Annotated in this window: 15 protein-coding genes; 11 read left to right on the top strand and 4 right to left on the bottom strand. The window is 72.6% G+C overall.

The window, feature by feature from the left end; all coding sequences use genetic code 11:
• The first annotated feature begins 104 nt into the window (after positions 1-104).
• From AC0HS0_RS05320 to AC0HS0_RS05350, 7 genes are all read left to right on the top strand, one after another.
• Positions 105-1,082: a zinc-dependent alcohol dehydrogenase gene (locus tag AC0HS0_RS05320; protein ID WP_472962246.1), complete on the top strand. Its 978-nt coding sequence runs from the start codon at positions 105-107 to the stop codon at positions 1,080-1,082.
• Positions 1,082-1,480, top strand: a complete 399-nt coding sequence (locus AC0HS0_RS05325; protein WP_472962247.1) for a 6-pyruvoyl trahydropterin synthase family protein — start codon at positions 1,082-1,084, stop codon at positions 1,478-1,480. The genes AC0HS0_RS05320 and AC0HS0_RS05325 overlap by 1 nt, the downstream gene beginning before the upstream one ends.
• Positions 1,477-2,586, top strand: coding sequence for a glycosyltransferase family 4 protein (locus tag AC0HS0_RS05330; RefSeq protein WP_472962248.1), 1,110 nt, complete (start codon positions 1,477-1,479; stop codon positions 2,584-2,586). The genes AC0HS0_RS05325 and AC0HS0_RS05330 overlap by 4 nt, the downstream gene beginning before the upstream one ends.
• Positions 2,583-3,401, top strand: coding sequence for an SAM-dependent methyltransferase (locus AC0HS0_RS05335; protein ID WP_472962250.1), 819 nt, complete (start codon positions 2,583-2,585; stop codon positions 3,399-3,401). Before AC0HS0_RS05330 ends, AC0HS0_RS05335 begins: the two co-directional genes overlap by 4 nt.
• Positions 3,398-4,414, top strand: coding sequence for a lysylphosphatidylglycerol synthase domain-containing protein (locus AC0HS0_RS05340; protein ID WP_472962251.1), 1,017 nt, complete (start codon positions 3,398-3,400; stop codon positions 4,412-4,414). The genes AC0HS0_RS05335 and AC0HS0_RS05340 overlap by 4 nt, the downstream gene beginning before the upstream one ends.
• Positions 4,415-4,479: 65 nt before the next feature.
• Complete coding sequence (locus AC0HS0_RS05345) at positions 4,480-5,175, top strand: RibD family protein (RefSeq protein WP_472962252.1); 696 nt, start codon at positions 4,480-4,482, stop codon at positions 5,173-5,175.
• Positions 5,172-6,809 (top strand): CDP-alcohol phosphatidyltransferase, encoded by a 1,638-nt coding sequence (locus AC0HS0_RS05350; RefSeq protein ID WP_472962253.1) that lies wholly within the window; start codon positions 5,172-5,174, stop codon positions 6,807-6,809. Before AC0HS0_RS05345 ends, AC0HS0_RS05350 begins: the two co-directional genes overlap by 4 nt.
• Before the next feature lie 24 nt (positions 6,810-6,833).
• On the opposite strand, the gene AC0HS0_RS05355 is transcribed toward AC0HS0_RS05350, so the two are convergent.
• On the bottom strand, positions 6,834-8,015 hold the full coding sequence (locus AC0HS0_RS05355; RefSeq protein WP_472962254.1) for an MFS transporter: 1,182 nt from the start codon (positions 8,013-8,015) through the stop codon (positions 6,834-6,836).
• A gap of 103 nt (positions 8,016-8,118) precedes the next feature.
• Between AC0HS0_RS05355 and AC0HS0_RS05360 the strand changes: the two genes are divergently transcribed.
• Positions 8,119-8,517, top strand: coding sequence for a hypothetical protein (locus AC0HS0_RS05360; protein ID WP_472962255.1), 399 nt, complete (start codon positions 8,119-8,121; stop codon positions 8,515-8,517).
• 9 nt (positions 8,518-8,526) lie between these two features.
• Here AC0HS0_RS05360 and AC0HS0_RS05365 read toward each other — a convergent pair whose 3' ends face one another.
• The gene (locus AC0HS0_RS05365) at positions 8,527-9,198 is read right to left on the bottom strand and encodes a class I SAM-dependent methyltransferase (RefSeq protein WP_472962257.1); all 672 of its coding nucleotides are present in this window, start codon (positions 9,196-9,198) and stop codon (positions 8,527-8,529) included.
• Between the two features lie 43 nt (positions 9,199-9,241).
• Positions 9,242-10,291: an alpha/beta fold hydrolase gene (locus tag AC0HS0_RS05370; protein ID WP_472962258.1), complete on the bottom strand. Its 1,050-nt coding sequence runs from the start codon at positions 10,289-10,291 to the stop codon at positions 9,242-9,244.
• Positions 10,292-10,369: 78 nt separating this feature from the next.
• On the opposite strand from AC0HS0_RS05370, the gene AC0HS0_RS05375 reads away from it, so the two are divergent.
• A complete protein-coding gene (locus tag AC0HS0_RS05375) occupies positions 10,370-11,152 on the top strand; it encodes an alpha/beta fold hydrolase (protein WP_472962259.1) in 783 nt (260 codons plus the stop codon).
• Between the two features lie 84 nt (positions 11,153-11,236).
• Here the strand turns inward: AC0HS0_RS05375 and AC0HS0_RS05380 are convergent, their stop codons facing one another.
• On the bottom strand, positions 11,237-11,560 hold the full coding sequence (locus AC0HS0_RS05380) for a hypothetical protein (protein ID WP_472962260.1): 324 nt from the start codon (positions 11,558-11,560) through the stop codon (positions 11,237-11,239).
• A 137-nt stretch (positions 11,561-11,697) separates the two neighbouring features.
• On the opposite strand from AC0HS0_RS05380, the gene AC0HS0_RS05385 reads away from it, so the two are divergent.
• Positions 11,698-11,994: a hypothetical protein gene (locus AC0HS0_RS05385; protein ID WP_472962262.1), complete on the top strand. Its 297-nt coding sequence runs from the start codon at positions 11,698-11,700 to the stop codon at positions 11,992-11,994.
• Positions 11,995-12,164: 170 nt separating this feature from the next.
• A partial coding sequence (locus tag AC0HS0_RS05390; protein WP_472962264.1) for a lamin tail domain-containing protein occupies positions 12,165-13,897 on the top strand: 1,733 nt, incomplete at its 3' end.

Raw genomic sequence — 13,897 nt, forward strand, 5'->3', positions numbered from 1 at the left:
CTCGTGTCTCGTCTATGAACGCCGCCGCACTGTCAACCCTTGTGCCGGACGGCCTTGTCTTAACACGCTGCACGTGGACGGATGGTTCAGAGAGGGGTGATGACGTGCTCGAAGCCACCGCATTCTGGGTCGAGGAACCGGGGGTCGGCGCCCTGCGACGCCAGCCGCTCCGCGACCCGGGCGCCGACGAGGTTCTCGTCCGCACCCTGTTCACCGGCGTGAGCCGGGGCACCGAGTCGACCGTGTTCTCCGGCCGCGTGCCCGAGAGCCAGAGCGAGCGGATGCGTGCGCCGTTCCAGGAGGGCGACTTTCCCGGCCCGGTCGAGTACGGGTATCTGAACGTCGGAGTCGTCGAGCAGGGCCCCGCCGAGCTCACCGGCCGAACGGTGTTCACGCTGTTCCCGCACCAGTCGGCGTTCGTCGTCCCGGCCTCCGCGGTCGTGCCGGTGCCGGAGGGGGTGCCTGCGCGCCGCGCGGTGCTCGCGGGTGCGGTCGAGACCGCGGTGAACATCCTGTGGGATGCGGCTCCGCTCGTCGGCGACCGCATCACCATCGTCGGCGCCGGCATGATCGGCTGCTGCGTCGCCCGGCTGGCGCGCGGCATCCCCGGCGCCGATGTGACGCTGGTCGACATCGACCCGTCACGACAGCGCTTCGCCGACGACCTCGGCGTGCGCTTCAGCGAGCCGGAGCGCGCACCCCGCGACCGCGACCTCGTCGTCGACACGAGCGGGTCGGAGGCCGGGCTGCGGCTCGCGCTCGAGACGGTCGTGACCGAGGGCGAAGTCATCGAGGCGAGCTGGTTCGGCGACCGCGTGGTGAGCCTGCCGCTGGGCGAGGACTTCCACTCGCGTCGGCTGACCATCCGCTCCAGCCAAGTCGGGGCGGTGCCGCCCGCGCGTCGCGACCGCCGCAGCACGACCGACCGGCTCGCGCTGGCTCTCGGCCTGCTGCACGACGACGCGTTCGACGCCCTGCTGACCGGGGAGTCCGCCTGGCGTGACCTGCCCGCCGTGCTCGCGCGGCTCGCTGCGGGCCCCGGCGACGAGCTCTGCCACACGATCGACTGGAGGAACGCCTGATGCCGTACACCGTCACCGTGCGCGATCACCTGATGGTGGCGCACAGCTTCACCGGGGAGGTCTTCGGACCGGCCCAGCGCCTCCACGGAGCGACGTTCGTCGTCGACGCCAGCTTCGGCGCCGACGAGCTCGACGCCGACGGGGTCGTCGTCGACATCGGCCGGGCGACGGCAGCACTCGCCGAGATCACCGGCGCGCTGACCTACCGCAACCTCGACGACGAACCGGAGTTCGCGGGGACGAACACGACGACCGAAGTGCTCTGCCGGGTGATCGCCGACCGGCTGGCGGAGCGTGCGGCGGACGGTGAGCTCGGGCGCGCCACCGGGCTGACCTCCATCGCGGTCACGCTGCACGAATCGCACATCGCCTGGGCCAGCTACTCGAGGTCGTTGTGAACGGCGACCGGCGGGTCTTCTTCGTCGTTCCCGACGCGATCGACGACCCCGAACGCGTCAGCGGCGGCAACCTCTACGACCAGCGCGTACGCGACGGCCTCCGCGCCGACGGCTGGGAGGTGCGGATGGTGCTCGTCACCGGCCGCGGCGCCGGCTGGACCGGGCGCGCGCTGGCGCAGCTGCCCGAGGGCGCGCTCGCGCTCGTCGACGGACTGCTCGCGGCGCACGAGCCGCAGGCTCTGATCGCGCACGCGCTGCGTCTGCGCCTCGTCGTGCTCGTGCACATGGTCGACGGTCAGCTGACCGACGATCAGATCGCGGCCCTCCGAGCCGCGCACCGCATCATCGCGACCAGCGCCTGGACCCGCTCGGAACTGCTGGAGCAGGACTCCGCCGACGCTCACCGCATCGTCGTCGCGCACCCCGGAACCGACGCGGGTCCCGCGACGGACGCTTCCGCTTCGGGAGGCCGGCTGCTCTGCGTCGCGGCGGTCGCGCCGCACAAGGGGCACGACCTGCTCGTCCGCGCGCTGATCGGGTTCGCCGATCGCGACGACTGGACGTGCACCATCGTCGGCTCACTGAGCGTCGACCCGGACTTCGTCGATGCACTGCGGACACAGCTCGACGCCGTCGGGCTGACCGACCGGGTCCGGTTCGCGGGCGTGCTCAACGGGCACCCACTGGAGGCTGCTTACGCGGCCGCGGACCTCATGGTGCTGCCCTCCCGCACCGAGAGCTACGGCATGGCGGTCGCGGACGCTCTCGCGCACGGAATCCCCGTGCTCGCGACCGCGGTCGGCGGCCTCCCCGAGGCGATCGCCGTGCCGCAGGCCGCGGTGCTCGTGCCGCCCGACGACGTGTGGGCGCTGCACGTCGTGCTGCAGCAGTGGTGGGCGGACCCCGAGCGGCGGCGGGCGCTCAAGGCCGCCGCGCTCGCGGCACGCGGCGCCGGCCGGTCGTGGGGGACGACGACGTCGATCGTGGCCGCGGCCCTCGACGCAGCACTCGCGGACGAGGGACCCACGGAGACCGCGCGCGCGGATGCCGCACGAACAGACGGCGGCCGAGCGAGCACCGGCCGCACGGAGGCCGTGCCGTCATGAGCGAGCTGCTCGAGGTCAGCGTCGACTGGCTCGCGCTGCGCGAGGCGCAGGACGCCCGCGCCCGGTCGTCGACGCTGGCGTCTGCGCTGCCCGGGCTGCTGGGCGCCGGCCCGCTCATCGTGCACGACCTCGGCAGCGGCACGGGCTCGATGATGCGCTGGCTCGCTCCGCGCCTCCCGGGGCCCCAGACCTGGGTGCTGCACGACTGGAACGCGAGCCTCACGGCGCGCGCGTCGGAGGGGCGACCTCCGCGCGACCGTGCGGGGCGGCCGGTCGGGATCCGCTCGCGCATCGGCGAACTCGACCGGCTCGACGCCTCCGCGCTGCGCGGGACTTCGTTGGTGACGGCCTCCGCGCTGCTCGACGTGCTGACGGCTGCCGAAGCCCACGCGATCGTCGACGCGTGCGTGGCGGCGGCCGCGCCCGTCTTCCTGTCCCTCAGCGTCACCGGCGACGTCGCACTGACGCCGTGGGACCCGCGCGACATCCGGTTCGCCCGGGCGTTCAACGCGCATCAACGACGGGAGGTCGCCGGGCGCCGCCTTCTGGGCCGCTTCGGGCCCACGCTGGTCGGCGGGCTGTTCCGCGTGGCCGGCTGGAACGTCCGCAAGGCGCTCACGACGTGGCAGCTGGACGCGGGCGACCGCCTGCTGCTCGGCGAGTGGTTCGACGGATGGACCGACGCCGCCGTCGAACACGACCCGGGTCTGCTCCGCGAGAGCCGCGGCTATCGCGAGCTCCGGTGGGCGCAGCAGGCCCGCGGCGAGCTCGCCGCGACGGTCTACCACCTCGATCTGCTGGCATGGCCGCGATGAGCCTCCGGGTGGCGGCGCCGCCGCAGGCACTCCACGCGCCGGAGGGGCCCGGTGCTCGGAGGACGACACGGGTTCGTCGGCTGGTTTCGTCGAGCGGGTTCCGCCTCTTTGTTCGGACGATCCTGGGCGCCGCGGTGCTCGTGGCGATCGTCGTGCGCGTCGGGGGCGAGCCCTTCGTGCACGGCCTCGCGAGCGTGAACGCACCGGCGGTCGCAGCCTCCCTCGCCCTGTTCGCGGCGGCGACCGCGGCGGCCGCGTGGCGCTGGACGATCATCGCCCGTCGGCTCGGCGCATCCCTGCGCTGGTGGACGGCCGTCGGCATGTACTACCGGTCGCAGTTCGTCAACACGGTGCTCCCGGGCGGCGTGGTGGGGGACGTGCAGCGCGCGGTCGACCACGGCCGCGCCTCCCAGCGGGCCGGAGCCGCCGGCCTCGGCGCTGCCGCGCGCGCCGTGACGATCGAGCGCGTGCTCGGCCAGGGCGTGCAGGTGATCCTCTCGATCGCCGTGCTGGCGGTCGTGGGCATGGAGTTCGAGAGCGTGCTGCTCCCCGCACTCGGGATCGGGCTGGCCGTGATCGCGGTGGCCGTCACCGCCGCGACACTCGGCAGTCGCCGGGTGCGGCGGGCGCTGCGCCGGGAGGCCGGCGAGCTGCGCGCGGGGCTCGGCTCGGCGCGCGTCGGCGTGCAGGCCGTCGTTGCCTCCCTCGTCGTCTGCGGCTGCCATCTCGCGATGTTCGCCGTCGCGGCATCCGCGGTCGGAGCGGCCGTGCCGCCCGGCCGCCTGCTCGCGCTCGCGGTGGTCGTGCTGCTCGCAGCCTCCATCCCCGTCAACGTCGGAGGCTGGGGCCCGCGCGAGGGCGCCGCCGGCTGGGCGTTCGCCGTCGCCGGGTTCGGTGCGGCGGCGGGCGTCTCGTCTGCGACGCTGTACGGGGTGCTCGCGCTCATCGCGGTCGCTCCAGGAGCGCTCGTCGCGTGGCTCGCGCCGCTCGTCGCGAGGGGCCGGAGCCGATGAACGCCGGCCTCGTGACCGCCGATCGACGCGTCGACCTCGCCGCGCAAGCGGAGGAGACTCGCCGTATGAGCGACCTGCCGTACGTCACCCTCAGCTGCTGCGTCTCCCTCGACGGTTACCTCGACACCGCTCGGCCGCCCAAGCTCGCGCTGTCGAACGCCGCCGACTTCGACCGGGTGGACGAGGTGCGCGCCCAGAACGACGTGATCCTGGTGGGCGCCCGGACGGTTCGGCGCGACGACCCGCGGCTCCTGGTCCGCAGTGTCGAGCGGCAGGACCGCAGGGAGGCCTCCGGGAGGTCGCGCACACCGTGGAAGGCGACCGTCACGCTGTCGGGCGACCTCGACCCCGCTGCCCGGTTCTTCACGCTGGGCGACACCACGAAGCTCGTGTACTGTCCGCGCGATGCGGCGGCGGAGCTGCGCCGCCGTCTCGGCGGGTTGGCGACCGTGGTCGCGCTCGGCGACGAGTTGCGGATGGCCGACCTCCTCGCCGACCTCGGCGGGCGCGGCGTGCAGCGGCTGATGGTGGAGGGCGGAGGCACGACGCTCACCGAGTTCCTCGCGGACGATCTGGTCGACGAGCTGCAGGTCGCGATCGCGCCGTTCTTCGTCGGAGACCCCGCGGCCCCGCGCTTCGTCGGCGCCGCGGACTTCCCCTGGACCAGCGACCGCCGCGCGCGGCTCGTGGAGGCGCTGCCGATCGGCGATGTCGTGCTGCTGCGCTACGCCCTCTCCGAGCGGTTCGGGGAGGCGCCGTGAGCAGAACACGCACCCGCCGCCCGAGATCGCGGGCCTGGTCCACCATCCTGACGGTCCTCTCCGCCGTGATGGTGTTCGTCGCCGCCGTCGCGCCGGGCCTGATCGACTCCGGCTCGCCGCTCGCGCTCGCCCGTGTGCCGATCGAGTGCCTGCTCGCCCTGGTCGCCCTGATCCTGATGCCGTGGCGGTGGGCGCGCCGCACCCTCGCCATCCTCGCGGCGGTGCTGCTGGTGGCGACGACGCTCCTCGCCGCGCTCGACCGCGTCTTCCTCGCGACCGTGGGTAGGCCGTTCGATGTCGTCTCCGGCTGGTCGGAGCTCGGAGACGGCTACGGCGTCGTCAGCGACTCCGCCGGGACGCTCGGGGCGGCGGCCCTCCTGGCGCTCGTGGTCCTCCTCGTCGCCGCGGCGATCGTCGCGATCGCGGCCTCCCTGTTGCACCTGGCGCACGTGCTGCGCCGCCGCCGGCGCGCCAGCCTGATCGGGGCGTCGGCGCTGACGGCCAGCTGGCTGGTGCTGGCGCTGGTCGGCGCGCAGCTCGTCGCCGGTGAGCCGGTCGCTGCGGCGGACGCGGTCGCGGCCGCGACCTCCAGCGTCGACCAGGTGGAGGTCGCCGCCCGCGACCAAGCCGTCTTCGACCGCTCGGCGGCGAGCGACCCGTATGCGCGGCTGCCCGGCTCCGACCTCCTCACCGGTCTGAAGGGCAAGGACGTGCTCGTGGTGTTCGTCGAGAGCTACGGGCAGGTCGCTGTGCAGGGCACCTCGTTCTCTCCGGGGGTGGATGCGGTCCTCCGCAGCGGGGAGGCCGGGCTCGCGGCGCACGGGTACTCCGAGCGCAGCGCCTTCCTCACCTCGTCGACGTTCGGCGGGATCAGCTGGCTCGCGCACTCGACCCTGCAGACCGGACTCTGGGTCGACTCTCAGCAGAAGTACGACCAGGTGACCGCCACGACGCGCTTCACCCTCAGCGACGCGTTCCGCAAGGCCGGCTGGCAGACCTTCAGCGACGTGCCGTCGGACACCAGGCCGTGGCCGGTCGGGAGCTCTTTCTACCACTACGGCAAGCAGCTCAACGCGAAGAACGTCGGCTACAACGGCCCGACCTTCAGCTACGCGCGCGTGCCCGACCAGTACACCTGGTCGTACCTCCAGCAGCACGAGCTCGGGGTGCCGCATCAGCCGCTGATGGGCGAGATCGACCTCGTGTCGTCGCACACCCCGTGGACGCCGCTGCCGCACCTGCTGCCGTGGAGCGCCATCGGCGACGGCTCGGTCTACGACCCGCAGCCGGCCGAGGGCCTCCCGCCGAGCGTGGTCTGGCAGAGCCCCCAGCACGTGCAGCAGCTCTACGGACAGTCGATCGAGTACACGATGGGCGCGCTGTTCTCATTCCTCACGACCTTCGACGACCCGAACCTGGTGCTCGTGGTGCTGGGCGACCACCAGCCGGCCACGGTCGTCAGCGGAGTCGGCGCGAACCACGACGTGCCGATCAGCATCATCGCGAAGGACCCGACGGTGATCGATCGGATCGGCTCGTGGAACTGGCAGCCCGGGATGATGCCCGCACCGAACGCACCCGTATGGAAGATGGACGCGTTCCGCAACCGCTTCCTCGCGGCATACGGGCCGTGAGGCCGTCGTGCCCCTCGAGGCTCACTAGGGCTCGGAAGGGAACGACCGGCGCGCAACGAGCACGACGACCAGCCCGGCGAAAACGAGCGCCGCACCGGCGAAAGGCAGCCAGCCGAGGCCCGGCCCGGCGAGCACGGCTGCGCCGACCGCCGCGCCGGCGCCGATGCCGATGTTCGCCGTGGAGTTGATGAGCGCGCCGATCACCTCCGGAGTCGCGCCGCGCGTGCGGATCGCCGCCGTCTGGAACACGGATGCCACGCCCCCGAAGCCCGCACCCCACAACACCGCCGCGACCAGAATGCCCGCGAGCGCCGGGAAGGTCACACCGACCCCGATCAGGCCGACCGTCACGGCGGAGAGCAGGATCAGCACGGTCGCGCGCGGACGGCGATCGAGGGTCGACGCGGCGAACCACGTGCCCACCAGGCCGACCGCGCCCATCCCGAGCAGCACCGGACCGACGGCCGCCGGCGGGAGGCCCGTCGCCAGCAGCAGCACCGACACGAACGTGTACACGGTGAACTGCCCGAGGTAGACCACGGCGTTGGCGGTCGACACGATGCCGAGCCGGGTGCGGCGCGCGCCGACGCCCTCCCCGCGGTGCGCGGTGCCGCCTCCCGGCACCGGCGGCAGCAGCACGCCGACGATCACCACGGCGAGCGCACACACCCCGGCGAGGAGGCCGAACGCGGCACGCCAGCCGAAAGCGGTGCCGAGGGAGGTCGCCAGCGGCACGCCCAGCACGAATCCCGCCGAGGCGCCCGCCGTCACCAGCGCCAGCGCGCGGCCCGTGAACTCCGTGCGCACCAGCCGCGAGGCGTAGCCGATGCTGACCGAGAAGAAGAGGGCGTGCGCGATGCCGCCGAAGGCCCGGCCGGCCGCCAGCACGGCGAAGGTCGGCGCGACGGCGACGACGGCATTGCCCACCGTGTAGGCGACGAGGGTGGCGACCAGCAGTCCCTTGCGCGAGAACCGTGTGGTCGAGAGCGTCAGCGGGACGGCGAGCACGGCCACCATGAACGCGTAGACCGTGACGAGCAGCCCGGCGATCGAGTCGGACACGCCCATGTCGTGGCCGATGGCCGGAAGCAGCCCGACCGGCAGCATCTCGGTCGTCACGGCGAGGAAGGTGGCCAGCGTCAGCGCGACGAGGCCGCCCACGGCATCCCGAACGGTTCCGGGGGTCCAGTCCGAGGCGGGAGGCATGGTTGCGATGCTAGTCCCGGCGCGATTGAACCTATCCTGGGGCTCGATCGTGTTCCCCATGAGGCCTTCACGCGGGAGGCCCGGACCGGAAGCGGGTAGCACCATGACCGAAAACCGACAGGGTCCCCTGTGGCTCCTGCGCATACTCAGTGCGATCATCCTCGCCGCCGTCGGCGGCATCCACCTGTTCCTCATCTTCGACGGCGTCGGCGGCCTCCTCGGCACCATGTTCGCCCTCAACGGCATCGCAGGAATCGTGTTGGCGGTCGGGATGCTGGTGCTCCGCGGCACCTGGCTGCGTCTCGCCACGATCCTCTCGCTGCTCTTCCTCATCGCGAGCCTGGCGGCGCTGCTGCTCGCCCTCACCGTCGGCCTGTTCGGCATCACCGAGGTCTGGACCTTCACCCTCGTTCCCGAGACCGTCATCATCGAGTCGATCGGGATCGTCGTGCTGGCGATCACCTCCGGCGTCACGCTGCGGCGGCGGGCGCGGGTGGCGTAGGAGCGCCCTTCACACCCACGCCACCCCCGCCACCTGCGTGTTGAACGGGATGAACGGAGTGTGCAGCCGGTACTGCTCGGCCTCGACGCGGGCGAATCCGGCCCGCCGCACGGCGCCCTCCAGGTCGCGCTCGCACGAGCAGCCTTCGAAGGTCCACGTCCAGGGGCGGCGGAGCACGCGCTGGGCGAAGCGGGTCGCCGTGCCGGCGGGGGCGCAGACGTGTTCGACGAAGCGGAAGGAACCTCCCGGGCGGAGGATGCGGCGCACCTCGGTGAGCACGCCGTCCGGGTCGCCCACCGTGCACAGCACGAGCGACGAGATGACCGCGTCGACGCTGCCGGTGGGGAGGCCTGTGCTCTCGGCCATGCGCTCGCGCAGCTGCAGGTGCACGCCGCGGCGAGCCGCGGCCGCGCGCAGCCGGGCGTGCATGTAGCGGTTGGGCTCGATCGCGACGAGCGTGGTGCCCGGCCGGAGGTGGTGGAGGTTCGCGCCGACCCCCGATCCCAGTTCCACGACCTCGGGCGGCAGGTCGGCGAACACGCGCTGCTTGTGCGGGCGGAGGGAGTGCTCGATGTAGCCGTCCATGATCCGGAAGAACGCGGCGTTGAAGCGGCCGCGGGCGGGATGCTGCTCGAAGGCGGGAGCGGCGGGGTCGGTCGAGGTGGAGACGGGCTGAGTCATCCCCTCAGCCTCGCCGCCGCCGGTCAGCGGCACAGGCGGGGAACTACCTCACTTCGCCGGCGTCGGCCGGTCGCGACGGCCGGCCGCGCTGGGCCGCGTACCAGGCGGCGACCTGGGCGCGGGAGCGGAACCCGAGCCGCAGTCGGATGCGCTCCACGTGTCCTTCGGCCGAGCGCTCGTCGATGCCGAGGCGGTCGGCGATCTCACGGTTCGTGCGGCCGTCGGCGATCAGCGCCGCGACCTCGTCCTGCCGCGCGGTCAGCGTGCCCGCACCCCGTCGGGAGGCCCGCAGGCCGAGGAACCTCCGGATCGTGGCGACGAGCTGGTGCGCGTCGCCGACGTACGGCAGGTGCGAACGACCGGGCAGCACCACCAGGCTTGCTTCGGGGATGCCTGCGGCGAGCGCCTCCGCCTGCGCGAGCGGTGCGGCGCGATCGTGCTCGCGATGCACGACGAGCGTCGGCGCCCTCACGGCGTCGAGGAGGTCGCCGACGTCGAGCGCGTAGCTCAGTGCGAGCAGCGCGCGGGCGTTCGCGGCGTCGGAGGAGGCACGCTGGTAGCGGCCGAAGAGCTCGCGCGTCGTGGGGTGCGCGTCGGGGGCGAAGATGTCGGTCAGCACGTCCGAGCCGAGACCCCAGTGCGACTCGACCAGGCCGAGGATGTGGTCGCGGACAGCGGGCGGCGAGAGCGCCGACCCCGACCTCCAGCCGCCGTAGAGCACCAGGCGGCGGACGCGTTCCGGGTGGGCCGCCGCCCACGCCGCGGCGATCGGCGCGCCCATCGAGGTGCCCATCAGGTCGAACGGCTCCGGCCCGAGGGTGTCGGCCACGGCCTCCAGCTGTTCCGGTTCGAATTCGAGCGAGGGAGGCCGGGCCGACGGCGCCGACAGCCCGCACCCGGCCCGGTCGTATCGGACCAGCAGGCAGCCCTGCGCCAGGCTCTCGAAGAAGGCGCGCTCCTCGGGCACCTCCCAGCTCAACTGCAGGTGGCTCACCCAGCCAGAGACAGAGAGCAGCGGGCGCCCGTCGCCGACGGTCGCGAACGCCAGCTCGGTGCCGTCCGCCGTCGTCAGCCGGCTGATCCGCTGCTGCATGGCTCCATTGTGGCCGCGGGTGGGCGGCGCGGCGATGCCGTCCTCCGCGGCGGCGTTGCGGGGCTAGCATGACGCGACATGGATGACCTCCTTCTGACCCGGCCCGGTGCCACGCTCGCGTACGACACCTCGGGTGACGGTCCTCTCGTGGTACAGGCGCATGGGCTGACCTCGAGCCGCGACGCGGAGCTCGAGCTTCTCGATGCCCGTTCGCTGGCGGCGGGCGGTCACCGGCTGGTCCGCTACGACGCCGCGGGGCACGGCCGGTCGCCGGGCTCCGACGACCCCGGGCGCTACCTCTGGACGGCGCTCGCCGACGACCTGATCGCCCTCCTCGACCAGATCGGAGCGGATGAACCGGTGGACGCCATCGGCATCTCGATGGGGACCGGCACGATCCTGACCGCGGCGGCGGGGCATCCCGAGCGGTTCCGGCGGCTTGTGCTGGGGCTCCCGCCGACAGCCTGGGACACCCGCCCGGCGCAGGCCGCGATCTACCTCCAGATGGCAGACATCATCGAGACGCGGGGCTGGGAGGGTCTGGAGGAGCTGATGGCCGCCACTCCCCTGACGCTGCCGCCGGTGATGGCCGAGCGCGAGCTCACCCCTCGGTTCGAGCTGCGGCCCGAGACGGCGCCGACCGTGCTGCGCGGAGCCGCCCGTTCCGACCTCCCGGCGCCGGAGGCTATCGCGGCGCTGCGGATGCCGGTGCTGCTGCTGCCGTGGGCCGGCGATCCCGGTCATCCGCTCTCGACGGCCGAGCGCCTCCACGAGCTGCTGCCCGAGTCACGGCTCTTCGTCGCCGAGCACGCGGTCGACGCCGACACCTGGCCGGAGCGGATCGCCGACTTCCTGCGCTGAGCGACGATCGAAGGGCACGTAAATGTCCCTAAGAACGCGTTTTAGGGGCGTTTACGTGCCCCTCGGCGAAAGCGGGAGAACAGCTCAGGAGTCCATACCGACGGCGGGCTCGCCCACGAACTGGTGGGCCTCCGAGGCGAGTTCGGGCCAATCCTCCGCGTCGGCGATCGCGACCCACGAACCCTTCGGCTCGGCGCGGCCGGCGACGACGGTGGAGGCGACATCGCGGGCGACGAGGTCGGCGGCGCGCGACCGCGGCAGGTCGACCATGAGGGCGCCGTCGTCGAGGTACGCGAAGAGCTCGCCGCGCACGTGGAGGCCGGTGACCGTGACCGAGACGTCGAGGTCGGGGTCGTCGAGCAGCTGGGTGGTGAGCAGGTCGAAGGCGACGACGGGGCTGTCGGGCATGAGTGTCCTCTCGGTCGGTCTGCACCCCATAGAACCGGATTCCTCACGCGACGGCTAGGGCTGTCGATTTCTGCCCCACCATCACGTCGTATCGGTGAACAGCTGCCGACCGGCGGCACGAGACGAGGAGTACGACGATGACGAAATACGTTCTGCTGTACCAGGGCGGTGCGGCACCCCAGAGCCCCGAAGAGGGCGAAAAGCTGACGAAGGCATGGATGGACTGGTTCGGCACGGCCGGCGATGCCATCCTCGACCCGGGCAACGCCTTCGGTCCCTCGACGTCCGAAGGGGCCGACCTGCCCGCGAGCGGAGTCAACGGCTACACGGTCGTGCAGGCGGGATCCCCCGCCGCAGTGGAGGGCCTGCTCGTCGGGCATCCGCATCTGTCCTCCGGCGGGCGGATCGAGATCCACGAGACCGTCGACATGTGAGCAGGCGGCCGATGGCGGGCCGGACGCGCGACGTCGCGTCCGGCCCGTCGTGTTCCGGCCCGCCATGTTGCGGCCCGTCGTGTTCCGGCCCGCTCGTTCGCCTGCTGTTCACGTGCGCTTCGCTCGGCGTACCGCGCGCGTCACTAGTTTCCGTTCTTATGAGACTTCACATGTCCCGCGCCGTCGGCGCGCTGGCTCTCACCGCCGTCGCGGGCGCCCTCGCGGTCGCGCTGCCCACCGCGGCCAACGCCGCGGACGCACCCTCGGTGCGCATCACCGAGTGGATGTACAACCCGGTCGCGTCCTCCGGCGAGTTCTTCGAGATCACCAACCTGGGCTCGGCGCCGGTCAGCCTGGCGGGCTGGTCGTTCGACGACGACAGCGAGACCCCGGGCACGGTGCCGCTGGACAGCCTCGGCACGCTCGCCGTCGGGCAGTCCGCGATCGTCACCGAGTCGGCCGACGCCACGTTCCGCAGCGAGTGGGGCCTCGGCGCCGACGTGAAGATCCTCGCGGGCAACACCACCAACCTCGGCCGCGCGGACGAGATCAACATCTTCGACGGGCCCGACCCGGTCGCCAACCTGGTCGACCGCCTGACGTACAACGACCAGGGCACCGGAACAGTCAAGGGCCCGCGCACGCAGGGCGTCTCGGGCACCCCGAAGACGGAGGCCGCGCTCGGCGCCAACGACGCGTCGCAGTGGCAGCTCTCCGCTGTCGGCGACGCGGAGGCGTCGTGGAAGTCGACCACGGGCGACATGGGTTCGCCCGGCACGAGCCGCTTCGCTCCGGCGGACACCACGCCGACTCCGAGCTGGGCGAACATCCACATCAACGAGGTCTCCTCCGACAACACCGCCACCCCGGTCGGCGACGCGATCGAGCTGTTCAACAGCGGCTCGGCCGACGTGAGCATCGCGGGCTGGCTCCAGATCGACAGCGGCGCCGCGACCGCGGCCACGACGTTCTCGGCGAAGCTTGCCGACGGAACCGCCACCACCGCCGTCCCGGCCCACGGCTACGTGTACTTCGCGTCCACCAAAGGGCTCGGCAGCGGCGGCGACGGCGTGAAGCTCTACCTCCCGGACGGCGCCAACGGCACCGCGGGCACCCTCGTCGACTCCGTGACCTACACCGCGGGACAGGCCGGAACCGACGAGACGAACAACTTCGGCGCCGGGGCGATCGCGCGCTGCCCCGACGGCTCCGGCGCGTTCGTCTCGGTCAAGGACAAGAGCTTCGGCGCCTCCAACGCCGCCGCCTGCCAGAACATCCTCACCGACCCGACCACCGGCGGCGGCAACCCCGGCGGCCCCACCCTGAACTGCGAGCCCGAGGCCCCGTCGGGCACCGGCACCCTGCCGGCCGGCGCGCTCACGCCCTCCACGTGGCCCGGAAGCGCCGACGTCACGGTCTCCGACGCGCAGTGCGCGTGGAAGACGACCACCGGCCCCGAGGGCCGCGACGTCAGCGGCCTGGTCTTCGACCCGACGAACGCGAACGTGCTCTACAGCGTCAAGAACAAGAGCTGGGTCTTCCGGATGGTGAAGCAGGGCGGCCTGTGGGTCGCGGACACCAGCAACGGCTGGGGCGCGGGCAAGCAGATCTTCTTCCCCGGCAGCACCGACACCGCCACCAACCAGCCCGACTCCGAGGGCCTGACGATCGGGCCGGACGGCGCGCTCTACGTCACCACCGAGCGCAACAACGCGGTCAACACGATCCCGCTCAACTCGATCCTCCGGTTCGACCCGACCCAGTCGGGCACGCAGCTCGTCGCGACCGACCAGTGGAACCTGACCGGCGAGTTCCCCGAGCTGCACGCGGGCAACAAGACGGAGGCCAACCTCGGCTTCGAGGGCGTCACCTTCGTGCCCGACAGCTACCTCACCTCGAACGC

Source organism: Leifsonia sp. PARNA 1/14 (assembly GCF_055720965.1).